The sequence below is a fragment of the Lactobacillus sp. ESL0259 genome, from assembly GCF_003693045.1.
In the GTDB taxonomy this organism is placed as follows: domain Bacteria; phylum Bacillota; class Bacilli; order Lactobacillales; family Lactobacillaceae; genus Lactobacillus; species Lactobacillus melliventris.
Genome location: NZ_REHP01000009.1, coordinates 255,635 through 278,693 on the forward strand (window position 1 = coordinate 255,635; position 23,059 = coordinate 278,693).

22 protein-coding genes and 1 tRNA gene are annotated in these 23,059 nt (G+C 37.5%); 3 read left to right on the forward strand and 20 right to left on the reverse strand.

Annotated elements, in window-relative coordinates; genetic code table 11:
* Positions 1-8: 8 nt before the first annotated feature.
* The 5 genes from F5ESL0259_RS07175 to F5ESL0259_RS07195 form a co-directional block, all read right to left on the reverse strand.
* Positions 9-965 carry an ABC transporter permease gene (locus F5ESL0259_RS07175; protein ID WP_122037975.1) on the reverse strand — a complete coding sequence of 319 codons (957 nt, stop codon included), beginning with the start codon at positions 963-965 and terminating at the stop codon, positions 9-11.
* On the reverse strand, positions 965-2,110 hold the full coding sequence (locus F5ESL0259_RS07180; RefSeq protein ID WP_046325477.1) for an ABC transporter permease: 1,146 nt from the start codon (positions 2,108-2,110) through the stop codon (positions 965-967). The genes F5ESL0259_RS07175 and F5ESL0259_RS07180 overlap by 1 nt, the downstream gene beginning before the upstream one ends.
* The gene (locus tag F5ESL0259_RS07185) at positions 2,103-3,638 is read right to left on the reverse strand and encodes an ABC transporter ATP-binding protein (RefSeq protein ID WP_122037976.1); all 1,536 of its coding nucleotides are present in this window, start codon (positions 3,636-3,638) and stop codon (positions 2,103-2,105) included. The genes F5ESL0259_RS07180 and F5ESL0259_RS07185 overlap by 8 nt, the downstream gene beginning before the upstream one ends.
* A gap of 74 nt (positions 3,639-3,712) precedes the next feature.
* On the reverse strand, positions 3,713-4,783 hold the full coding sequence (locus tag F5ESL0259_RS07190) for a BMP family protein (RefSeq protein WP_110446541.1): 1,071 nt from the start codon (positions 4,781-4,783) through the stop codon (positions 3,713-3,715).
* A gap of 119 nt (positions 4,784-4,902) precedes the next feature.
* Positions 4,903-5,994 (reverse strand): BMP family protein, encoded by a 1,092-nt coding sequence (locus F5ESL0259_RS07195; protein WP_110446542.1) that lies wholly within the window; start codon positions 5,992-5,994, stop codon positions 4,903-4,905.
* Between the two features lie 281 nt (positions 5,995-6,275).
* Here F5ESL0259_RS07195 and F5ESL0259_RS07200 point away from each other — a divergent pair, with 281 nt between their 5' ends.
* Positions 6,276-6,809, forward strand: coding sequence for a methylated-DNA--[protein]-cysteine S-methyltransferase (locus F5ESL0259_RS07200; protein WP_122037977.1), 534 nt, complete (start codon positions 6,276-6,278; stop codon positions 6,807-6,809).
* A 56-nt stretch (positions 6,810-6,865) separates the two neighbouring features.
* On the opposite strand, the gene F5ESL0259_RS07205 is transcribed toward F5ESL0259_RS07200, so the two are convergent.
* The 11 genes from F5ESL0259_RS07205 to F5ESL0259_RS07255 all read right to left on the reverse strand — a co-directional run bounded on the left by F5ESL0259_RS07205 (position 6,866) and on the right by F5ESL0259_RS07255 (position 17,665).
* The gene (locus F5ESL0259_RS07205; protein ID WP_122038059.1) at positions 6,866-7,519 is read right to left on the reverse strand and encodes an HD domain-containing protein; all 654 of its coding nucleotides are present in this window, start codon (positions 7,517-7,519) and stop codon (positions 6,866-6,868) included.
* Between the two features lie 24 nt (positions 7,520-7,543).
* A tRNA-Thr gene (locus tag F5ESL0259_RS07210) sits at positions 7,544-7,616 on the reverse strand.
* Between the two features lie 63 nt (positions 7,617-7,679).
* Positions 7,680-8,018: a heavy metal-binding domain-containing protein gene (locus F5ESL0259_RS07215; RefSeq protein WP_122037978.1), complete on the reverse strand. Its 339-nt coding sequence runs from the start codon at positions 8,016-8,018 to the stop codon at positions 7,680-7,682.
* A 75-nt stretch (positions 8,019-8,093) separates the two neighbouring features.
* Positions 8,094-8,489: an NUDIX domain-containing protein gene (locus F5ESL0259_RS07220; protein WP_046325483.1), complete on the reverse strand. Its 396-nt coding sequence runs from the start codon at positions 8,487-8,489 to the stop codon at positions 8,094-8,096.
* A 99-nt stretch (positions 8,490-8,588) separates the two neighbouring features.
* Positions 8,589-9,854 (reverse strand): tyrosine--tRNA ligase, encoded by a 1,266-nt coding sequence (gene tyrS, locus F5ESL0259_RS07225; RefSeq protein WP_122037979.1) that lies wholly within the window; start codon positions 9,852-9,854, stop codon positions 8,589-8,591.
* A 271-nt stretch (positions 9,855-10,125) separates the two neighbouring features.
* Positions 10,126-13,098, reverse strand: coding sequence for an LTA synthase family protein (locus F5ESL0259_RS07230; protein ID WP_122037980.1), 2,973 nt, complete (start codon positions 13,096-13,098; stop codon positions 10,126-10,128).
* A gap of 21 nt (positions 13,099-13,119) precedes the next feature.
* Entirely contained in the window at positions 13,120-13,752 is a 633-nt protein-coding gene (locus F5ESL0259_RS07235; protein ID WP_122037981.1) for a glycerol-3-phosphate acyltransferase, read from the reverse strand.
* On the reverse strand, positions 13,752-14,876 hold the full coding sequence (locus F5ESL0259_RS07240; protein ID WP_122037982.1) for an LCP family protein: 1,125 nt from the start codon (positions 14,874-14,876) through the stop codon (positions 13,752-13,754). Before F5ESL0259_RS07240 ends, F5ESL0259_RS07235 begins: the two co-directional genes overlap by 1 nt.
* A 103-nt stretch (positions 14,877-14,979) precedes the next feature.
* Positions 14,980-15,546: an aldose epimerase gene (locus F5ESL0259_RS07245; RefSeq protein ID WP_122037983.1), complete on the reverse strand. Its 567-nt coding sequence runs from the start codon at positions 15,544-15,546 to the stop codon at positions 14,980-14,982.
* Between the two features lie 258 nt (positions 15,547-15,804).
* Entirely contained in the window at positions 15,805-16,092 is a 288-nt protein-coding gene (locus F5ESL0259_RS07250) for a type II toxin-antitoxin system HicB family antitoxin (protein WP_046325489.1), read from the reverse strand.
* A gap of 139 nt (positions 16,093-16,231) precedes the next feature.
* The gene (locus tag F5ESL0259_RS07255) at positions 16,232-17,665 is read right to left on the reverse strand and encodes an MFS transporter (protein WP_122037984.1); all 1,434 of its coding nucleotides are present in this window, start codon (positions 17,663-17,665) and stop codon (positions 16,232-16,234) included.
* Positions 17,666-18,010: 345 nt separating this feature from the next.
* On the opposite strand from F5ESL0259_RS07255, the gene hflX reads away from it, so the two are divergent.
* Complete coding sequence (gene hflX, locus F5ESL0259_RS07260) at positions 18,011-19,291, forward strand: GTPase HflX (protein ID WP_122037985.1); 1,281 nt, start codon at positions 18,011-18,013, stop codon at positions 19,289-19,291.
* Positions 19,292-19,373: 82 nt separating this feature from the next.
* Here hflX and F5ESL0259_RS07265 read toward each other — a convergent pair whose 3' ends face one another.
* The 4 genes from F5ESL0259_RS07265 to F5ESL0259_RS07280 form a co-directional block, all read right to left on the reverse strand.
* Positions 19,374-20,297, reverse strand: coding sequence for a C40 family peptidase (locus F5ESL0259_RS07265; protein WP_122037986.1), 924 nt, complete (start codon positions 20,295-20,297; stop codon positions 19,374-19,376).
* Between the two features lie 152 nt (positions 20,298-20,449).
* Complete coding sequence (locus F5ESL0259_RS07270) at positions 20,450-21,169, reverse strand: C40 family peptidase (protein WP_122037987.1); 720 nt, start codon at positions 21,167-21,169, stop codon at positions 20,450-20,452.
* Positions 21,170-21,379: 210 nt separating this feature from the next.
* Entirely contained in the window at positions 21,380-21,871 is a 492-nt protein-coding gene (locus tag F5ESL0259_RS07275; RefSeq protein WP_122037988.1) for a C40 family peptidase, read from the reverse strand.
* 181 nt (positions 21,872-22,052) lie between these two features.
* Entirely contained in the window at positions 22,053-22,598 is a 546-nt protein-coding gene (locus tag F5ESL0259_RS07280; RefSeq protein WP_122037989.1) for a guanylate kinase, read from the reverse strand.
* Between the two features lie 94 nt (positions 22,599-22,692).
* Between F5ESL0259_RS07280 and F5ESL0259_RS07285 the strand changes: the two genes are divergently transcribed.
* Positions 22,693-23,007: a DUF2187 domain-containing protein gene (locus tag F5ESL0259_RS07285; protein WP_122037990.1), complete on the forward strand. Its 315-nt coding sequence runs from the start codon at positions 22,693-22,695 to the stop codon at positions 23,005-23,007.
* The last annotated feature ends 52 nt before the right edge of the window (positions 23,008-23,059 follow it).

Genomic DNA, 23,059 nt, shown 5'->3' on the forward strand with positions numbered 1-23,059 from the left:
AATACTCCCTATTTTGACTTAATATAATTTTGACCATCAGCTGCTGGAGCAACCGATTTTCCGAAGAACAGAACTAAAACTATGATTGTAATTACATAAGGAGCAATCTGCATGTAAACAGCAGGTATGTGGCTGAAGAACGGCAATTGATTGCCGATGATACTAATACTTTGAGCAAAACCAAAGAAAAGCGAAGCCATCATTGCACCTAACGGATTCCATTTACCAAAGATCAAGGCCGCCAAAGCCATAAAACCTTGGCCCACAATAGTAGAAACTGAAAAGTTACCAGAAATTGCCTCTGCAAAAACTGCACCGCCAACTCCACCTAAAAAGCCTGATATTAATACGCCGGCATAGCGCATACCATAAACATTAATCCCCAGAGTATCAGCTGCTTGCGGATTTTCACCACATGAGCGCAAGCGCAAGCCAAAGCGGGTTTTATACAAAATCCACCACAATACTACGGACACCACTATTGCCAGCCATGCTGGTGCTGATGTATTTTGAAAGAAAATAGGCCCTATTACAGGAATATCAGCTAAGCCGGGAAAACTAAAATAACCAAAGCTTTGAGTAATGTTTTCAGTTTGCCCTTTATCATAAATAGCTTTAACTAAAAATACTCCTAAAGGCGGTGCCATGAGGTTAAGTACAGTCCCACTGATAATATGGTCAGCATGAAAATTAATAGTGGCAACAGCATGTAGTAATGAAAAGAGCAGACCCACAATTCCACCAATCAATAAGCCAAGCCATGGCGTTGCTTTACCAAAAGTAGAAGCAAAAGTCAGGTTAAACACAATGGCAGAAAAGGCACCGATAGTCATTATTCCTTCCAAGCCAATATTGGTAATACCTGAGTTTTCACTATAAACGCCACCTAAAGCGGTGAAAATCAACGGAGCCGAATAGACAAAAGTTGATGATACAATTAACGCTAAAATCGTAACTAAATTCATTAATTTTGTCCTCCTTGAGTTTTAGTAGAATCCGCCACCGCACTGTCTGAATCCGTATCAGCAGTTTTGGTGTCTCTTTGAATTGCCTGGGCTTTTTTAGTTTTAAATAGCAGTCCAATAACATATTGAATAGCAACAAAGAAAATAATAGCAGCAATAACTATCGAAACGATCTCATAAGGAATACCGGCAATGGTCTGCATCCCTAGACCACCAATTTTTAATATCGAAAACAATAATGAAGCTAGCAAAATACCAACAGCTGTGCCGCCACCAAGAAGGGCAACAGACAAGCCATCCCAGCCAATATCCAAACTAGTCGTCTGGGTAAAGTAGTTTTGATAAGTACCAAGGCCTTGCACAACTCCACCTAAACCGGCAAAACCGCCAGACAGGAGCATCGATAGCATAATATTCTTTTTAGCAGACATTCCGGCATAGCGACTAGCTGCAGCATTAGTACCAACCGAACGAATTTCAAAGCCGGTGGTAGTCTTTCTCATTAAATACCAATACAAAAAGACGGCGACTAAAGCAATAAAAATTCCCGCATTAATCCGTGAATCACCAAACATTGAACTAAGCCAGTTAATCTTTAAACTGCCGTTGGCAGTAATTGTTTTAGTAGTATCAGTATCAATACGTAATTTCGCTGACATTACCTGCTGCATCAAATATTGACAGGAATAAAGCACAATGTAGTTAATCATAATAGTTGTAATTACTTCGTTAGTGCCAAATTGAGCACGCAGCCAGCCGGCAACACCGGCCACAAGTGCACCGGCAATAATACCGGTAATTACAGCCAGTGGCAGTAAAAACACTTTAGGCATATTGGGATTAGCAAGCACCACCCAGATGGATGACAACCAGCCTGCTTGCGCCTGACCGGGTAAACCAATATTGAAAAAACCAGCAGTAGAAGCAATGGCAAATCCAATAGCAGTGAAAATCAGGGGAGTTGCTTCACGAATAGTTTCACCTATACCATTCATGTTGCCTAAGGCGCTGGAAAACATTGAAGCATATGCTTGAAACGGGTTGTAACTCCAGACCAGCATGATGATTGCCCCAACTAAAAAGCCTGCCAAAATTGAAATAATTGGTACTAAAATTTTCTTAGTTTTTAGTGTTACTTTAAGCAAGAGCGCTGCCTTCTTTCTTAACGCCAGTCATTAACAATCCTAATTCCTCATCACTCGTGTTTTCCGGTCTGACTTCACCTGAAATACTGCCATTATGAAGGACAATAATCCGATCAGACAACTGCATAATTTCATCAAGTTCATACGAGATTAACAAAATTGCTTTACCTTGAGCTCTTTCGTTTAAAAGCTGATTATGAATGTATTCAATAGCACCAACATCAAGTCCGCGTGTCGGCTGAAAAGCAATAACCAAATTGCTGTTGCGACTTAGTTCACGGGCAATTATTACTTTTTGTTGATTACCACCAGATAAATCACTCACAGGCATTTTTTCACTGGTCGTCCTGATATCAAATTGCTTAATCAAGTTTCTAGCATGTTCGTGAATGACATCGTAGTGCATGACGTTGTGACGTGAAAATGGCTCTTGATAATAAGTTTGCAGGGCTAAATTATCTGAAACTGAAAAAGGTAAAATTAAGCCATATTTTTGCCGGTCAGCAGGTATATATGAAACACCCTTTTCAGTTATTTGCCGCACCTTGCGATTAGTCATGTCTTCGCCGTCAATTATAATTTTGCCGGCATGAACATGTTGCAAGCCGGTTAAAGCCCTGACAAGTTCATCTTGACCATTACCATCAATACCGGCAACACCCAAAATTTCGCCAGCATGCAAATTAAAAGACATTCCTTTAATTACAGCCACGTTTTGCTTATTTTTCACTTGCAAATTTTCAACCTGCAACATCGTTTTACCAATTTTTGCCACTGGTTTATTAAGCGTCATGTTAACATGACGACCAACCATCAATTCCGCCAAACGATTATTATCGACGTTAGCAACGGCAAAAGTTCCTACACTTTGGCCAGCACGAATAACGGTGACACGATCAGCAGCTCTCTCAATTTCTTCCAGCTTGTGCGTGATTAAAATAATCGATTTACCCTCTTTAGCCAGTCCACGCAAAATTTGAATAAATTCCGTAATTTCTTGTGGCGTTAAAACAGCAGTAGGCTCATCAAAAATCATAATATCAGCCCCGCGATACAAAACTTTCAGAATTTCCACTCTTTGTTGTTGCGCCACTGTAATCTCACTGATTTTTTTCTGAGGGTCAATATTTAAGTTATAGCGCTCAGATAAGGCCATAATCTGCTTTTCAGCTTTTTTGAAATCTAGTTTAGGTCCCTTGGTTGTTTCATGGCCCAAAATAATATTTTCCAAAACTGTAAAGGATTCCATCAACATAAAGTGCTGGTGTACCATACCGATACCTAGATCTTTGGCGATAGTCGGATTTTTAATATTAACCTTTTTTCCGCGAACTTCGATTGAACCTGAAGTGGGCTGAATCAATCCTGATAGAATGCTCATGAGAGTTGATTTACCAGCACCGTTTTCCCCTAATAACGCTAGAATCTCACCTTTTTTCAAAGTCAGATTAATATCGTTATTGGCTTTAAAGCCATTAAAATCCTTAACAATATGGCGCATTTCTATTACGTTCGTCATATCTTCCATTTTATGTAAATTTCCTTTTTCGTAAAAAACTCTTTGCATAAGTATACACAAAGAGTTTTAATCAATAATTTACTTTAATTTTGCGCTACAGTAATTTTTCCGGCAACTATTTGTTGTTTGGCCTTTTCAACTGCCAGCCATGCCTTTGGTGTAAGGTTGCCTTTAGTAATTGAAACACCATTGCCTTTTAAGGAGTAGACAAGATGCTTTCCTCCTGGGAATTTTCCTTTAGCCGCATCGTCAGCCAAGGATTTAGTTGCAACGTTTAGTCCCTTCAATACTGAAGTTAAAGTAAAGTTAGCCTTTTTACCATCTTTCGTTTTATAGTTACCAAGATTTTTCTGGTCAACATCTACACCAATCACCCAAACCTTGTTACTTTCAGGTTTAGTTTGATTTAGGGCTTTAGCTTCTTGGAAGACTCCGCTACCGGCTGAACCTGCAGCCTGGAATACTACATCACATTTATTAGCATACATTGACTGAGCAATTGATTTAGCTTTATCGTTTGAAGTAAAGTTACCGATATATTGTACGCTGACATTGATCTTTTTATGCTGAGCTTTAGCAGCGTCTTTTACGCCTTGCTTGAAACCAGCTTCAAAAGTATCAATGATAGCTGACTTTGCTCCTCCGATAAAACCAACTTTGTTGGTTTTAGTAGAATAAGCAGCAGCCACACCACCTAAATATGATGATTCATTACTCTTAAAAGTTACTGAAGCCACATTTTTTTGACCAGTAATCACATCGTCAACGATTACAAAATTTTTCTTAGGATTCTTTTTAGCAGCTGCTTTAACCGAATCTTTTAACATATAACCAATACCAAATATTGTTTGGTAACCAGATTTAGCAGCTTGGTTAAAGTTAGGCGTATAGTCAGTAGCACTGCTAGATTGGAAATACTGATAGCCTTTACCTTGCTTGAAATGATGTTCTTTACCATAATCTTTAAAACCGGCCCATGCAGCCTGGTTGAAGGATTGGTCATTAATACCATTGCTATCAGTAATTAAAGCAATACTGTCTTTTTTGTTCTGACTGCTTGTTCCCTGCTTTTTTCCCGAGCAAGCATTCAAAACTAAAGTAAATGATGCCATTAAAAATCCTAATGACAAAAATTTCGTAAATTTCTTACCCATTGATTTTACCCTCCACAAAATACGAACTTTTCATAGTTAATATTATAATAAAATACGCATTAATTCAAGAAATATTTTTTTGTGGTTGATTATAGGTAAAAATGTTGGCGTATTGCGAACTATTTACTTGGATGAATTGGCACTTTGATATTACCCTTAATAATTTCTGTACGAGCTTGACGTGAATATTGCCAAGCTTTTGCACTAATTTGTCCGCGTTTGATCGAAACCCCGTTAGTTTTTAAACCATAAACCAGTTGTTGACCGCCAGGGAATTTCCCGTGATAAGCGCGATTAGAAATGTCCCGTGTAGCTACATTTACACCGGTAATAACTGAAGTCAAAACAAAATTATCCTTTTTACCATCTTTAGACTTGTAGTTACCTAAATGAGACTGGTCGGAATCGACGCCAATAGCCCAAACTTTGTTAGCAGCTGTTCTTGTCTGGTTAATTGATTTAGCCTCTTGGAACAAGCCGTTGCCAGCTAAACCAGAAGCGTGGAAAATGATATCAGCTTTTTTAGCATACATTGACTGTGCAATTGCCTTTTCTTTATCAGCACTCTTAAAGTCGCCTACATATTGGTTTAAGAGTGTAATTTTTTTATGCAATTTTTGCGCCTGGTCATGAACGCCCTTGGTAAAACCGGCATCAAATAAATCAATAATATTGCCATGGGCACCGCCAATAAAGCCGATGACATTCGTCTTTGTTTCTGTTGCCGCAACAACACCTGCCAAATAGGAAGCCTGCTCACTCTTGAAGTTGGCAGAAGCTACATTCTTCTGCCCCTTTATTACTTCATCGACAATAACGTAGTTCTTTTTAGGATTCTTTTTAGCAGCAGCCTTGACCGCATCCTTTAAGCTATAGCCAATACCAAAAATTGTCTGATAGCCGGCTTTGCTTGCCTGATCAAAATTAGGCTCAAAATCCGCCGCACTGCCTGATTGAAAATACTGGTAGCCATTGCGCCCGCGATTAAGATTATGATCTTTGCCATATTCCTTAAAGCCTTGCCAAGCAGACTGGTTAAAAGAATTATCATTAACGCCCGCAGTATCAGTGATTAGCGCAATTGAGTGCTTGGCACTACTACTTGAATTGCTGGCGCCACCCTGCTTTTTACCTGAACAAGCAGTAAGCGCTAACCCTGCAGCAACCGCTATCGCACTGATGGAAAAGATTTTTTTGATTTTTGACCTCATATTGTACCTCCTGTAAATATCACAATACCTAACATACCATATCTGGTAGTATTGTCAAAAGTAAGCTACAAGATAAAGTGTTGATCTGATAGCATTCCTATTTTTTCATGAAAGCGAAACTGAGCCTTACTCATAATGTTTTGTATACCACAAATAAAAAAGTTAAAATTTTCGTATAGGTGTTAATTAAGTTAATCTGGCGCCATTAAGCAACCTTTGTTCATAAACTAACGTATAATAAAATAAACGGTAAAATGTTCGTCAATGATAAAGGTAATCTAATGAAATTATATAAAGCTTTTTTTAAATCAAAATTAGGAACATTAACGCTTTTAAGCGATGATAACCACCTCTTAGGATTATGGTTTAACGGACAAAAATATTTTGGTGCCGGCTATGATTTGAGTCTTGTCAAAGTCTTTCCCAGTAACCCGATTAAATTGGCCCAAAAATGGCTGACTGACTATTTTGCTGGGCAAAACCCCGACCCGTATACTGTCCCCGTGAAACCTGACGTGTCAGCCTTTAGGCAAAAAGTACTTAAGGAACTGCAAAAGGTGCCTTACGGCGAGCTTGTCACTTATAAAGAATTGGCCAACCGCATGCAAAAGGGGCAAAAGAATAAAGTAAATAAGGCTCGTGCAATTGGCAATGCTGTTGGACACAATCCTATTAGCTTAATCATTCCCTGCCACCGAGTAATTGGCAGTGACGGCTCTTTAACGGGTTATGCCGGAGGTCTCGACCGCAAAAAGACATTATTAAAAATGGAAAATCCCCAAATCAAATTTTCTAGTCAATTAGACTTGCTATAAAGCATTTAATATTCGGTTTTAAACCAAAATAAAAAGCTGCATGGAGCTCATGCAGCTTAAACATTCCATTCAGACATAAATTCTTTGACATAGTCACGCATAAATTCGGTTCTTTTTTGAGCTTCCTTTTTACCTCCGGCTGTATTCATTAAATCAACTAAGTGAAATAATTTTTCATAGAAATGGTTAATTGTTGTTTCCGTGTGTTTTCGATATTGATCATGACTAACCAGCTTTTGCGGTTTGATTCTGGGGTCATATATAACATTGCCATGGGCACCACCATAAGTAAAAGCCCGCGCAATACCGATTGCACCTAGGCTTTCAATGCGATCAGCATCTTGGACATATTCTCCAGAAACTGGCAGCTGATAATGATGCTCTATATTGGCTGAAAAGGACATATGCTGTATTGTAAATAAAATATCTTTTACTTCTAAAGCAGTAAACCCTGCTTGTGGCAACAATTTTTTAATACTGGCAAGAACCTGATCAGGATCTGCGCAAATCTTTTCATCAATAGTATCATGCAAATATCCAGCCGCCTCGATAATAGCAACCATACGGCTGTCTTTATGTGCAGCAGGATTATCCTGCAAATACATTTTGCTGGCCAAATGCGCTACCCGTTGGCCATGATAAAAATCATGACCAGTTTTTTCATCTTGCAGCTGTTCTTTAACAAATTCTGTTACTTTAGCTAAATCCAAATTAATCATCCTTCCTTATCCATAAGCCACTTCCCAGATTTGAACTGGGGACCTCCTCCTTACCACGGCGGTGCTCTACCTTCTGAGCTAAAGTGGCGAATTAAATTCAGTAAAAAAGCATTCACTTTCCATAAAGCGAATACTTCAAATAATACTATATCTATTCGTTGTCTGCAATAAATCTTACAGCAGTACCGTAGGCAACCACTGACTGCATGTCGCCACTGATTGAACGAGAGTCAAAACGCATCATCACAATTGCATCTGCGCCCTTATCCTCTGCAGCTTGACGCAGCCTTTCTAAAGCTTGATTGCGAGAATCTTCCAGCATTTTGGTGTAACTGCGAATTTCACCACCAACAACTGATTTTAATCCTGCACCAAAATTTTTAACAAAATTTTTGGACTGAGTAGTCAGACCAAATACTTCTCCGATAATTTCGTATTTTTTACTAGGTATATTTTCTGTAGTTGTTATTAAAATTTCTCTTTGTGCCATTTTGCCCTCCTAGCAGTATGGTTATACGTTACTAAATTAATAGTATGAAATCCTATAACTTTTTTGTCAAATTAGTCAAATCAGATTTATTATTTTACAAGCAATTTTAGGAGGCATTAAATTAATCTGAGTTAGGTCTTTGACAGCTACCCAATCAGGCTGATAAACATTTGCATTATTTGAGCGTTCTTTTTCTTCTCCACTAATTTCTGGTGCAGCTATAAAGGAAATTTCAGCATAAAAGAAATGTTCATCTTCTTGACTTTTGTATTCAAATAGCTGGTTTAAGGCAGCTGGTTTTAGTTGAATACTTAGTTCTTCATTAATTTCTCTGATTGCGGTTTCAACTGGGGTTTCATTCCCTTTAGCTCCACCTCCCGGAATTACCCAGTAGTCTCGACCATTTTTTAATCTATGAATTAATAAAATCGCATCATTTTCAGAATTATAAAGAATTACACGTGCACGCATATCAACCACTCCTTCCGAAAAAATAATGTTTTCTTATTATACTCTTTTAATTAGAGTTAAAAAAGGGCAGTTGCGAAAATAGCAACTGCCTCTTTTAGATTAATCTTTAATTGTAACTAAAGTATATTTTCTTTTGCCTTTTCTAATAATAACGTATTTACCGTCAAAGGCTTTAGCAGGATCGACCTCAAAGTCAACTGATTGCTCGCGCTCACCATTAACATAAATTGCTCCGTTAACAACATCTTCTCGTGCCTGACGTTTAGAAGATTCAATCTTAGTATTAACTAAGAAGTCTACGATATTTTGGCTCTGAGAAGGTGCTACGGCTGCAGGAGCACTCTTAAGTCCCTGCTCAATCTGTTTAACCGACAGATTTTTAATATCGCCGGAAAACAGAGCGTCTGTGATCATCTCTGCCTCTTTTAATCCTGCTTCGCCGTGAACAAACTTGGTTACTTCCCTTGCAAGTGTCTTTTGTGCTGTCCTCTTCCATGGTTCAGTCTTTACTTGTTCAGCCAGATCATCAATTTCTTCATGACTTAGGAATGTAAAGTACTTCAAATACTTAACCACATCACGATCATCCTGATTAATCCAGAACTGGTAAAATTCGTAAGGGCTGGTTTTTTCAGGATCAAGCCAAACAGCTCCACCAGCTGATTTACCAAACTTGGTGCCATCGGCTTTTAGCATTAACGGAATTGTTAAACCAAATGCCTGTCTGTCTGGTCCCATTAACTTGTGAATTAAATCAATGCCAGCGGTGATATTGCCCCACTGATCACTGCCACCAATTTGCATTTGGACACCATAATTTTTATTTAACTGGTAAAAATCAATGGCTTGTAAAATTTGGTAGGAGAATTCAGTAAAGGAAATACCATTTTCCAAACGACTGGCAACTACATCTTTATTAATCATGTTATTAACTTGGAAGTGCTTGCCATATTCACGCAAGAATTCAATTAAACTTAATTTATCAAGCCATTCAGCGTTATTAACAATTTGAAAATTGTCAGTGCCAAACAGCTTTTCCATTTGTTTAGTCAGAGCTACCTCGTTTTCATGCAATTTTTCTGCACTAAGAAGAACCCTCTCTGATTTACGCCCAGAAGGATCACCAATTGTTCCCGTACCACCACCTATAACAATCACAGGATGATAACCAGCCAATTGAAATCTTTTTAATATCATGAAAGGAATAAGATGCCCGATATGTAATGAATCACCCGTGGGATCAGTACCACAATAAAGAGCTAAATCATCGTGTTCTTGCAAATATTTAGTCAGTCCAGCTTCATCAGTTTGCTGGTTAATCGCTCCGCGCCACTTTAAATCTTCTAAAATATCAAAGTTTGCCATCTTTTTCCTCCAATAAAAAAGTCCCCAGATTCGTTTAGGAATCTAGGGACGACTAATTACCTTTTCAGCCGTGGTACCACCCACGTTTACACTCAAATTACAAGTGCCTTAACCATGGTCTTTACGGGAACCACCCAACTAGTATTTCGCTACTCTTGACCTGTCTAGCTCACACTAACCGCTAGTTCTCTGAACGCTGAATCAAGGTGCTACTTAAAATTTATTATAATGAATAATACTCATTTTTTCTTAATAAGTCAACACAATTTTATTACTTATAGAAGCCTTTAATCTTTAAGCCATATGCTTTACCTGCTGTCATATCATATTGGATAGCTTCATAGTCAGCTAAAATTTCTTGTTGCTTTTTAGTGAGATATTTTGGATCAATTACTTGTCCTTGCCGGCCAATTAATTCGAAGCCCTTATCGCCTTTAAAGTTAATCGTAATTGCCGGCAATTTCTTATGCACTTCAGTTAACAGCGCTTGGTAAGGGGTAACTTTCGAATCAGTCTGTTCCAGCATCATAGCAATAAAGTCACTCGAGCTGACGAAGTTATTAGCCCTACGCGGCAACCTAGTCTTAGCACCATGTTGACGAGCATACTTGTTTGAGTAAATAAAGTAGCGCGTTGAATGCATTTGTACCGGATACTTAGCAGTATAGTTTTGAGAAATAATGCTTGGATAGTGATCGCCATAAAAGACTAGTGTAATAGGCTTTTGAATTTTATCAATCTGCTTGATAAATTGCTCAACTGCCTTGTCAGTATATTGCGTACCCTTGACATAGGTAGCCATTTGATCACGTACTGCTGGAGACTTGAACAACTCTCCCGAAATCTTACCCATGTATTCGTTGTTGGGGTACCAGTTATTGTATGGCATGTGGTTTTGAATTGATATCAGGTTGATAAACTGGCCGCCATTACGTGAATTGATTTCTTTTAGTCCATTAGCGTAGGTAGTGAAGTCAGAGTTATAACCGCTCTTACCTAGCTTCTTTTGGTCAATAATTTTATATTTTGAACCAACATAGATAAACTTATCAAACTTAAATCTATGGTAGTCTTCCTGACGTGAGTAGTATGTACCGATAAATGGGTGGACTGCAGATTTATAATCAAAGTTCATCCCTATTGTTGGGTAGAAGTCATAATTTGGCACAATCTGAACGTAAGGCGTCAAAGTAGACTTGAACATACCCATATTCAAACCAGTTAAAGTTTCCCATTCCATGTTGGCAGTACCACCACCATAACCAGCACTCAACATATTACCGTAGGTTGAGCGTGACTTCATCGACTGGATAAATTTAACTGGATTTGGAACATCACGATCGAATCTAATCGTAGGGAAGGTGCTTGGATCAACAAAGCTTTCACTCAGATTAAAGACAATGGTTTGATTCTTCAGGTCATTTTTACGTTTCTTATTAATTTTGACAGCAACTTTTTCATACTTGGTATTTAGTTGCTTAATGCTTGTTTCTGAATAACCTTCAGGCTGATCCATAATTTGCAGGTCAATGTAATTCAAGAAATTAAGGACAGGCCCATTAACCTGAATATCACGCTCTGGGTTACGGAATCTCTGTCTGTTGTCAAAACCGCGATTAATATGATAGATTACACCACCATCATGGTTAAAACGCAGCGGCGTAACAAATAGTAACAGACTTAACAGTGCCCAAATTCCACGCCGTTTCCATGATCCGCGCTTTTTGATTGGACACTTTAATTCTAAGAAAATATCCAGCGCGATTATTACAACCAATGCAATTAAAATTACAATGACAGTTGTTTTACCAATCATTGGAATCAAGGTTCTCCAGTTGACTATCTCACTTAATTCAGTGGGGTAGATTGGTTCACCACGGAGTAAAAGCTTAATTTTATTTGCGATAGCCCAGCCGATAGCTATCAGACTTACCAGAATATTCGAAGTCCAGTAACGCGTTGTTACGAAATAAAATACTGAGAACAATGCATCTAGAAAAATGGTGGTTAGAATCATGGCAAAGAACTTAGTGCCAAGAAGATAAACTATCGCATTAATCGTTGCCGCCGTGCTTATCTGAATTCGTAAGTTATCGGATTCAATTAGGAAAGAGCCAAAACTTAAAATGTAGAACCAGGCCCAAGTTAGCAGATTAACCCTGTTTTTAATAACAAAGTTGGTAAATATTGCCCAACCCTTTTCACAAATTTTGGCCAGATTAGGTTCATGATCTAAGTAATTGATAATCTTAGCAAATGGATTTATTTGGAACAAATAGCGCTCAAGCAATTGATACCAGACAACCACAATGATTGTCATCACTAGCAGCAAAATCAGCTTGTCAATAATGGATGATCCTGTAAAGCTAAAAGCTCTCATAAATCTGGGTGAAATAGGTGCATCCATGATCATGATTACTGGTATAAAGTAGCGCATCTGCTTTTTGTTAAAAGTTAAGATTAACTTCTTAAACAATAAAAAGACGGCAACCACCAGTAAAAACATAAATGGTGACGTAGGATTATTTAAAAATTCCCTGTTCCAGTCGCCACCACCATTACCGGAAATTATCTGAGACCAGTAAACAGCGTCAAAGCCGGAAACGCCAATCACTACAATGAAGAAGGACAAAAAACCACTGATTAAAGATAATGTCAGCAACTTATTATTGATGGGAACATTGGCTAAAAACATGCCCCAGGCAAAGAAAAGCACTAAGTACAAGCCATAAAACGAGTATTGAAAAGATAAATTACCGGCACTGAGGGCAAAACCTAATAATGTCAGCAAACTTAGTACTAAGAGATTTTGCTTAACAGTTAATTTGTGCAAAAAGTCATACAGGTGTGGCTGGATTAGTAAGCAAAAAACCAGGCCGGAGAACAAAACTGAAGTACTGGTAATGATGGGAAACAGCATTCCCCAAACGCGCCACATATTAAAACGGGTTGGAACTATAAAGAAAAAGAAAATGTAGTAAACGATTAAAGTAACACTGGCTAGCAGCCAATATTTAAAGCTTTCACTAACACTTTGCTTTTTCTTGCTGTAAACAGCACCAAATACCATAGGCACTATCATTAAAGTTGCGTTGTGCAACATGTTAGGCATAAAGTGAATAAATGAAAAGTGCGCTCTGGCAGCAAATCCTTTCAAATTAAACATTTGCACTAGCATAAACAGAGTTGCCACCAGTAGGAAAATTATCTGAATAGCTTTTAAAGATTTCTTATTTTTATTCATATTCCTAAGTTATATTCCTCACTAAAAATGATGCTGCTGACTATCATGCAATAGACCCAATTTTTTCTTAATTGAGTATAAAACATCAACCTTTTTCCCGTTGCCAGTAAAAAAGTCACGTAGGTCATATCTAAATTTGAAAGTCATGACCAGAGTCATTATTAATAATACGATTCCCGCTTCTTTAACTTTAAAAAGTTCATACAAACTGAACAATATTATAAAAATTATCGGCGGAATCGTCAAATTTTGTAATAGTATCAGTAGTATTAAACAAACTAGAAGTGTCACCGCAGCAGCAGGAGTATCATACAGCGCCGCTACTATCACGGCTACCGTGACGCCCTTTCCCCCGTCAAAATGGTTCCAAAAGGGAAAGCAGTGCCCCAGCTCCAAGCCTAAGCCAGCATACAAAAGAGCAATATTGTCTGAGAAAAGATAGTGTACGATAAGAAGACAGTTGAGCGTTTTTAACAAGTCACCAATACAAGTTAATATACCCCATTTTTTCCCAAACACTGCTCCGACATTAGCCGTTCCTGGGTTACCCGAACCCACCTTTGTGGGATCCTCGTGTAAAGCAAAGCGGCAAATAAAAACCGCAGACAGCAAACAGCCGAATCCATATCCGATAGCGATTGACCACAAACGCATTACCAATTGTCGCCTTCTTCCTGGTAACTTTGATCTTGATAATCCTCGTAAATATGATAATCTTGATTTTCAGGATTTTTAAAATCAAACCCTTGAATTTTGTTACGTTTGTTTTGGTAGGTTTCGTTATTGTCTACTGGTACAATAGACAAGCCTAATTCCGTTCGTAAGTAATCTGAAACTCTTTGCAGTTCCTTAGTTGATTGTACTTGATAAGATGCACCGTCAATTGTCGCATTGTGTCCGTGAAGATAATCATTTTTGACATTCTTGGTAGAATCACGGTAGTTAAACGCAATTTGACGCAGAGCATCAAAGGGCAAATTAGTTTTAATGTTGTTAGAAATTGCGGACAATACTGAATCTAGCCTGGCTAAAGTATTGATTGATACTGACTTCTTGATGATAGTAGTTATCACTTGCCGCTGGCGTTTTTGACGACCATAATCACCTTCCGGATCATCATAGCGCATACGTGAGTATGCCAGAGCTCCACCGCCACCCATGTGAGTCAATTGATTTTTCTTAAAAATGTAACCACCATACTCAAAACTCAAAGTAGGTTTGATATTAATGCCACCGATATAGCGGATTAATCGCATAATACCTTTCATATTTACCAAAACATAGTATTTGAGAGGCACATTAACTAGTTTAGAAACACTGGCCATGGACATGGCAGCCCCACCAACAGGATAAGCAGCATTAATTTTTTTAACTTGAAATTTTTCTGCTCCTATCATTTGAGCCATTGTGTCTCTTGGTACCGACATCAATGAATAGCGCTTTTTCTGCGGATTAACGACGGCAATAATAATAGTATCAGTATTACCTATTTTTTCTTTACGATCAAGTGCCCCGGTATCAGTGCCCATTAGCAATACAGCAAATTTTTTCTTACCATCAAACTCGCCATTTTTGATCTGCACACTATTTTGGTCATCGTAGGCATTATCAACTGCATCTTTCGTGCGCAAATAAATATATGCGGAATATGCACCAACCGCCACAGTCAACAGGACTGCAAGGCTTAACACCCAAGCTAAAATTCGCTTTCTTCTGTGGTAGTCCTTGGCGTGTAATTCGACCCGACTCTTATGCGGGTGATTCTCGTTGTGATCCATAACTTTTTACTTACCTAAAATCTAGTTACAATGAGTATATTATAGCAAAAAAAAAAACCGACGACGGTTTGTCAATTTTATCTTATTAAAAACATTAATTTGTTTAACTCAATGTTAAGGTCAATGTCAATTCTTCATCACTATCACTGGCAAGACTGGCCTGGTCGATACTGGCTTTAACTTGCTCATGAGCAGCTGTTAACGCGAAATGAGCAGAATCCAAAGTCAAAGTAGTATCGTCTCTACTCAGCTCGAGTTCATTTGCGTTGGTAGTGATTGACCAGCCTGTGAAAACAGGCATTAAGAATTGTAACGAAAATGGCAAATCTTTATGCGAATTGTTTTTTAAATAAAACTTAATATCAATTCTATTTCCCTCCAAAGCATATGTCAGAATTGCCTCAAAATGGTAAGGAAAGTTTTTATAGCTTGAGTTGTCGTCAATTAACGCTAAGCTTACTCTGGAATCTCCCTTATCTACAACTGTCCATGGCAGGATGTCAGCCAGGTTTTCCCCTTGACCTGCTCCCTTAAAAATAATCTCTAATTGTTTTTGCTCATTCTCATCTTTAAAATAATCAGTCTGCTTATTTTGGGCAATAAAGTTAACTAACTTGGCACCCTTTTCAGAAATAGAAATTCGCAAAACAGAACTTTCAATCGTTTGCATAATTTACTCCCACACTTTTTTCTTTCTCAAAAATAGCACTCAAATAATGTTATTGTCAATTTGTATCGAATATCTAAAATGCTTTTGTACATTTAATTAGAGCTTATTGCAAACACTTTTTAGTAAAACAAGCTAAAAGTATTAGCAAAATTTTGTTAGATATATTATAATAGACTTGTTCCCGAGAATTAAAAGAAAGTTTTTGGAACAAGTTAATAAAAAGAGCATCCCAAGAAATTGGGGTGCTTTTTTTGTAAATCAAATTTCATAATTAATCCGATCGCGCGACGCCTCAGTTAAATCTGCAGAAACCGGTGCAACAAAGGAACCATCATCTGGCAACTTAATATCACTAGCTTTGCTAGCCTTCGGCAATACCGCTTTATTGTATAAACGACTCGCAAGTGTATCAGCAGCCATTTTCATTGCTTCACGCAGACCTTGCCCTTCGGTTATTCCCCCTTTAACATCAGGGAAACTAATTACATATATATCATTTTCCAGTGGCTTAAAAATGGCTGGATACGTCACAACTTTATGGTTCATCCTAAACCTCCTCGTTTTGCACTTTCCCTCTACAATAATATACCCAAATAAGTAAAAAGAAGAAAAAATTATTAAAAAATTATTTTTTAAAGCAAAAAAGTGTTGAAAATTTTTATTTTCGACACTTATTTACAAGTTATTATTTATTATTTTTGAATAGTCTCCAGCCACTTAAGATAACAGTAATTAGACAAATTATCATTGAAATAATGAAAACTACATGCATACCATAAATAAAAATTTCAGGTTGCTTGGGTAAATATGCGGTGACTCTAGCTCCTTTTGCTTTGCTCATTGCCGCAAATAATACGGTAGTTGCACTGGAAATACCAATAACCATACCTAGATTACGGGATAAAGAGTTAATACTGCCAGCAACACCTAAATCCTTTTGTTCAACAGAACCCATGACAAGTGAATTATTAGGAGAACTAAAAATGCCGCTTCCCAATCCCATTAAAGCGATGCTGATAATGAACAGCCAAATTGGTGAATTTAAGTTGCACAATGTGTAACCCACCTGGCTGATTAACAGTAAAACCAAACCTATAAATGTGATTAATTTAGGACCTATCTTGTCAGAAAGAGAGCCTGCAACCGGTGCGGCAACCAGCTGAACTACAGGCAAAATCATTAAGATGTAGCCAGTTAGACTCGGAGGTAAATGACGCGCATTTTCCAAGTAAAAAGGTGTGACCACATTGAAGAAAAAGTTCGTAATAAAAATTAATAACGCACAGAGCAGACTAACTGAAAAATCCGGATTTTTAAACAATTTGAATTGTAACAATGGATTAGCAGCATGATTTTCCACATAAACAAACCAAATAAAACTTACAAGACCAATTATTAACATTAATAAAACCGGTAAAGAACTGAAACCTAATTGCTGGCCTAAGAAAACACCACCAAATAGAGTAATCATGCCGAAAGCAAAGCTGAACGAACCCATTTTATCCAGAGGAGCGTTGGTAAAAGTAATGTCTTGTGGTAAAAACTTGGCGCCAATTAATGCAGCAATGATTCCCACCGGCACATTAAGCCAAAAAATGTAAGACCAGGACAGGTGACTTAATATTAATCCACCTAAACCGGGTCCAGCGATTGAGCCCAGAGCAACAAAGGAGCCAATAGTTCCTAACGCTTTTCCCCTTTCTGTAGTGGGAAAAATTTCTGTGATAATACCATTATTAGTAGCCATAGTCATAGCGGCACCAACTGCTTGCAAGGCCCTTGCGCCCAGCAAAAACAATAGATTGATTCTAAAACCTGATAAAAGTGACCCCGCAATAAAAAAGATTGCGCCTAAGCGAAAAATTTTAATCTTGCCCAAGATATCACTTAACTTGCCAAAAAACAAAATAAAGCTGCAGACTACAATTAAGTACAGCGAAACTACCCATTCGGACTGGCTCATTGGAATCCGCAAATCTTTACTGATTACTGGCAAAGCAATATTAACAATTGTGCCATCTAAAGTTGACATGAACGTGAAAAGTCCCACGGCAACCAGAATCCACCAGCGATTCTGTTGTACCTTTTGATTAGTTTGATAGCTTATTCTTTGTGCCATTTTACAAATATCTCCGTTTTTACAAAATTAGTTAGGTACCTTAACAGATTGAATTATACTCCTTTTTTTCTCTCTGCCAAGTAATAAAAACTATTGGCAGTAATTTTTGCAAAACCTAGCAGGTAAAAGAGCCGGCTCTGACATAAATCAATTGGGGCAGTTATCCTAAAAAGCTTTATTTTTGCCACTAAAATTGGCGGACAATTAATCTTCTTTTTGGTAAAGAGACATAGATGTATTAAAATTAAACTAATAGCAAAGCAAAAGAGGTATGAATCATGAGGATTAAAAAATATTAATTTATAAGATCACTATTAATAACTTCACATACAGAAAGAGAATTAAATGATTGAAAATACTCCCCATAAAACAAAGGCATTTATTGCAGGAGTTAATTTAAATGACCCCAATTTTGATTATTACATGAATGAACTTGCCAATCTTACAGAAGCCGCAAACATGCAGGTTGTGGGACAGGCGCGACAAAATGAGGAACACATAATAGCTGGAACTTATTTTGGTCTGGGAAAAATAAATGAAATTAAAGATATGGCACGGGGCCTAAAAGCAAAAGTATTAGTGCTTAATGATGAGCTAACACCTGTACAAATTCGTAATTTAGAAAAACTGACTAAGCTGCGGGTAGTTGATCGCACAGAATTAATCTTAGAAATATTTTCAAGCCGTGCCCGGACTAAGCAAGCAAAATTACAAGTGCAGCTGGCGCAATTACAATATGAATTACCCCGCCTGCATCCCTCAGAAAACTCGTTGGATCAACAACGCGGTAATGGCGGTTCTACCGGTGGTGGTTTTGCCAACCGTGGAGCTGGTGAAACGAAACTGGAATTGAATCGGCGCACAATTGGTAAACAAATTTCTATTATAAAAAAGGAATTACAAACTATTAGTAAACAAGAAGAAATTAAAGCCAAAAGGCGCAATCAAAATCATATCCCTAAAGTAGCACTAGTCGGCTACACTAATGCTGGCAAATCAACCACTATGAATGGGCTGTTAACGGAATTTTCCAAGCATAGTGCTAAACAAGTTTTTGTTAAAAACATGCTGTTTGCGACGTTGGATACAAATGTTCGTCGTATCGACTTAGATAATAATTTTAGCTTTATCCTGTCAGATACAGTTGGTTTTATTTCTAAATTGCCCCATAACCTGATTGAATCTTTTAAAGCTACGCTGCAGGAAGTAAAAGATGCCGATTTATTAATTAACGTCGTTGATGCTTCTGATCCCAATATGATACAGATGATCCGCACCACACAAAACGTGCTTGCTGAAATTGGTGTCAAAAACACGCCGATGATTACTGCCTATAATAAAGCTGACAAGTCAGAGCGCAATTATCCGCAAATTGAAGGTAGCGGTATTCTATATTCTGCAATTGATACCAAGTCTATCGCAACCCTTGCTGATTTAATAACCAAGCATATTTTTAGCAGTTATAAGCAAATTAATCTGCTTTTACCCTTATCTGCGGGAAAGATTTTAGCTTACTTGCATGAAAATGCTCAAGTATTAAAAGAAAACTATCAAAATGATGGTATTCATGTTGTTGCGCGTCTTTCACCCCAAGAACAAGCACGCTTAGCTAATTATATTAACTAAAAAAAAGATCCTCGCATATTTTATTATTGTGAGAATCTTTTTTATTTACTAAAAGCATCTTAGCCTCAAAACTACCATTTTATTATTGAATAACGCGCTTGGCTACACAAGGATAAAAATATGAACTGATTGTCTGCAATACTACTCCTTGTTCTGGTGTTGCAGCACAAACATACTGATTATTGCCAACGTAAATTCCGACATGATAAGGCGCATTTTCTGAACCCCAAAATAAGAGATCGCCTGGCTGCAGCTGGTCCATCGTTACAGTTACTCCAACTTTTACTTGGTCAGTCGTTACGCGAGGCAATTGCACGCCACCGACTTGATTATAAACATACTGAACCAGTCCCGAGCAGTCATAATTATCTGGACCATTTCCACCCCAGGCATAACCTTTACCAATTTGACTCTCTGCTAAGTTCACCACGTCTTGTGCACGTTTAGAAACATTATCAGCAGAAACTTTATTACTCAAACGTGTTATTGGGGTTACATTAGCGGCACTCTTTGTTTGGATCGCATTATTAAGTTTAGGTACAACTGTCTTTTGCTCCTGCGCCTTTGGCTTAGCTGTCTTCTGCTTATCCGGTTCAACTGTTATTTTTTTAGTTTTGCTTTTAGCCTTTTTGTTCTTCCTTTTGGTTACTGCACTGTTAACTTGCTCATGCACAGTTTGGGCATTAGAATCCTGCGTTAAATCTTGCGTGTAACGTGCTTCAATCCACTCGCTATCACCAATCATGTACCACAATTTGCCCTTGCGATCAACAGCCGTTTTGGCAACATTCCATTTACTTTTATTTTTTGCACGGAAATTAATCAATTGTCCGCCTTCATAATTAGTCCATATTTTCACATTCTTATTTGGCAGACAATCAATTTGTATTCTTTTAATTGGAGTTTTAAATGTAGCAGCATCTACAGTTTTTTGTGGTGAAGCAACACCAATACCGGTTAACGTCAATGCTGCAGCAAGACCCATTTTCCAAAAATTACGCTTCATCAAATCATTTCTCCTTCAGTAGCATAATGTGATCAAAAACTAGTATTTAACTTCATTTTAAACGCTTCAAATTTTTAATCAAGTTACACTAATCAAATAGCACTAAAAAACACTTAGAAAATTTTCTAAGTGTTTTAATTTTTAATATATTCCTATTCGAGAACACGTTTTGCAACTGAGGGATAGAAGTATGAGCTCAAACTATCCTTAACAACACCTTGTGAAGGAGAAGCAGCATGAACATACTGGTTATTGCCAACATAAATACCAACGTGATATGGCGCATTAGCTGATCCCCAAAACAGAAGATCACCAGGCTTTAAGTCTTGTATCGAAACTTGTTTGCCTTGTTTAACTTGTGAATAAGTACTACGACTCAAGTTCACGCCAGTTGCTTCGCTGAATACATACTGGGCTAAGCCTGAGCAATCGAAACCTTGAGGCCCATTACCACCCCAGGCATATGCTTTGCCCACTTCTGCATTAGCCAAATTAACAACTTTTTCAGCTTGTTTAACAGTTTTTTTCGGTCTTACTGACTTTACTTTTACACCTGGCTTGACGGTGTAACGTGCTTGAATCCATTGGCCATCACCAATTTGATACCAGGTTCTACCTTTTTTATCGATGGCACTGCTTAAAACATTAACCGTTTTACCGTGTTTTATCCTTTGACCGGTAAAAGTAGGATTTTCGTAATTATCCCAAATATTGATGCCATAACCGGGAACATAATTGATTTTTACTTTTTCAGTGGCAGCTTTAACATTAGCAGTTGTCAAATTGTTATTGGTTAAACTGGCAACACCTAAGCCAGTGACAGTTAGCGCCGCAGCAGTAGTAAATTTAACTAAATCACTTTTAATCTTCAAAATCAAAATCCCCCCGTATTCGCATCAAACTATTTATATTAATAAGCTCTACTTCTATATTACAAAATCAATTTTACACGCATAGTATTACAAAAAGGTTACAGAAATAATACCGGTACGTAAAAAAGCCCTTTCACAAGTTTAGCAGTAAAAGGACAATCAAATTTATTTTATTATTTAGCAAAATTGAGGAAAATTAGAAAAGAGTTCTTAATCTAAAATACGTTTAGCAGCGGAAGGATAAAAACAAGCACTAATTGACTGCTTTAAAACACCCTGGCTTGGCGTAGCAGCATGTACAAACTGGTTATCACCCACATAGATACCGACATGATTTGGAGCAGCTGAAGATCCCCAGAAAAGTAAATCGCCTTTCTTTAATTTTTTTAGTGAAACCTTTTTACCTTGTAAAACTTGTGAATAAGTAGTTCTTGGTAAAATTTTATTTCCAGCCGTTTTGTAAACATATTGTACTAAACCGGAACAATCAAAAGAATAAGGACCCGCAGCGCCATATACATAGCCTTTGCCAACTTGCTTTTTAGCTAAATTAGCTATAGCTTTGCGCTTCTTGGTTACACTACTAGCACTAACATCATCAGCAGTAGCAGCACTAACTACCGTTACGCTAGCTGCACCAGTGAAAAAGAGGGCAATAACAATTATTAACTTAATTAATCCTTTCGAGTGTCCGTGTTTCAAAATTAAACTCTTTTCTAAATATATTTATTAATTTTAGCAAGCAGAGTTAAAACTACTTATCTATTTCTTCCGACATTTTCTATCTTACTCATTTAATGTTACACATTCGTGTCAAACGAACTACAAAATGTTAAGAATTTTAATTTGAAACCATTTTTACAAAAGTAATTGCCCAGACAAGTTACTTACTCAGTTCTTTAACGATATCGTTCAGTTCACGTTTAGTCTGATTCCAATCATCATTAACCAAGATGTGCGCGTATTTTTGTAGAGTTGGCGGCAGAACATTTAGTTCATTGCCAGTTAACCGTTCTTTAATCTTATTTGGATCGTCTCCGCGCTTTATTAAACGTTCAGCCAGCATTTTTTTAGAACTGGCAGTAACGTATAAAAAATAGACCTGTTTTCTTAACTTTGCTAGGTAAGATTGCACTCCCTTAATGTCAACAATCAAAGACACTAGATCATGGCCCTGCCAAGCCTGGTCTAGAGCTTCTTTACTTGAACCATACTGGTAGGAACCGTATTTGACATGTTCAAAAAAATGCAGTTTCTTAAAACTGGCATCACTTTCAAAATGATACGATTCTTTTGACCTTTCTTCCGGTCTCATTGGCCGGGTTGTGTGGGTCAATACCCTGGGAATGGCGAATGTATTTGCCAAGTATTCTGAAATAGTAGTTTTACCAGCACCACTGGGGCCGGCAATTAAAATTAATTTTTGCAAAATCCGAGCTTCCTTTACTTGAAAACTATTCGCTTTTATAATAATATCTTTCTATTATAATGAAACATGGCTAAGAGAGGAAGTAAAACTTATTATGAAAAAAACTGACGTCAAAGCAGATGACATTCTCAGTGCCAAGTCTGAAGAAGAACTGACCAAACCATTTGTGGGCAAAGTAGAAAAAATTTATGAAAACTCTGTTCTGTTAAAAATAATCGATTATGATAAAGCTGATAAAACTGCTGTTAGTGACCTCAATCAAAAAATAGTGGTCAACTTTAAGAATTTAGAAAGTGTTTCTAAAACGAAAATGAAGGAAATTCAGGCTTTAGCAAAAAGTGACGTTAAAGTAGAAAAGATCAAAAAATCTGCCACAGAAAAAACAACTACTGCCACAAACAAAGAATAATAACTATTTTTTAATTAAGAAACAGTGATTAATGTTCACTGCTCTTTTTTTT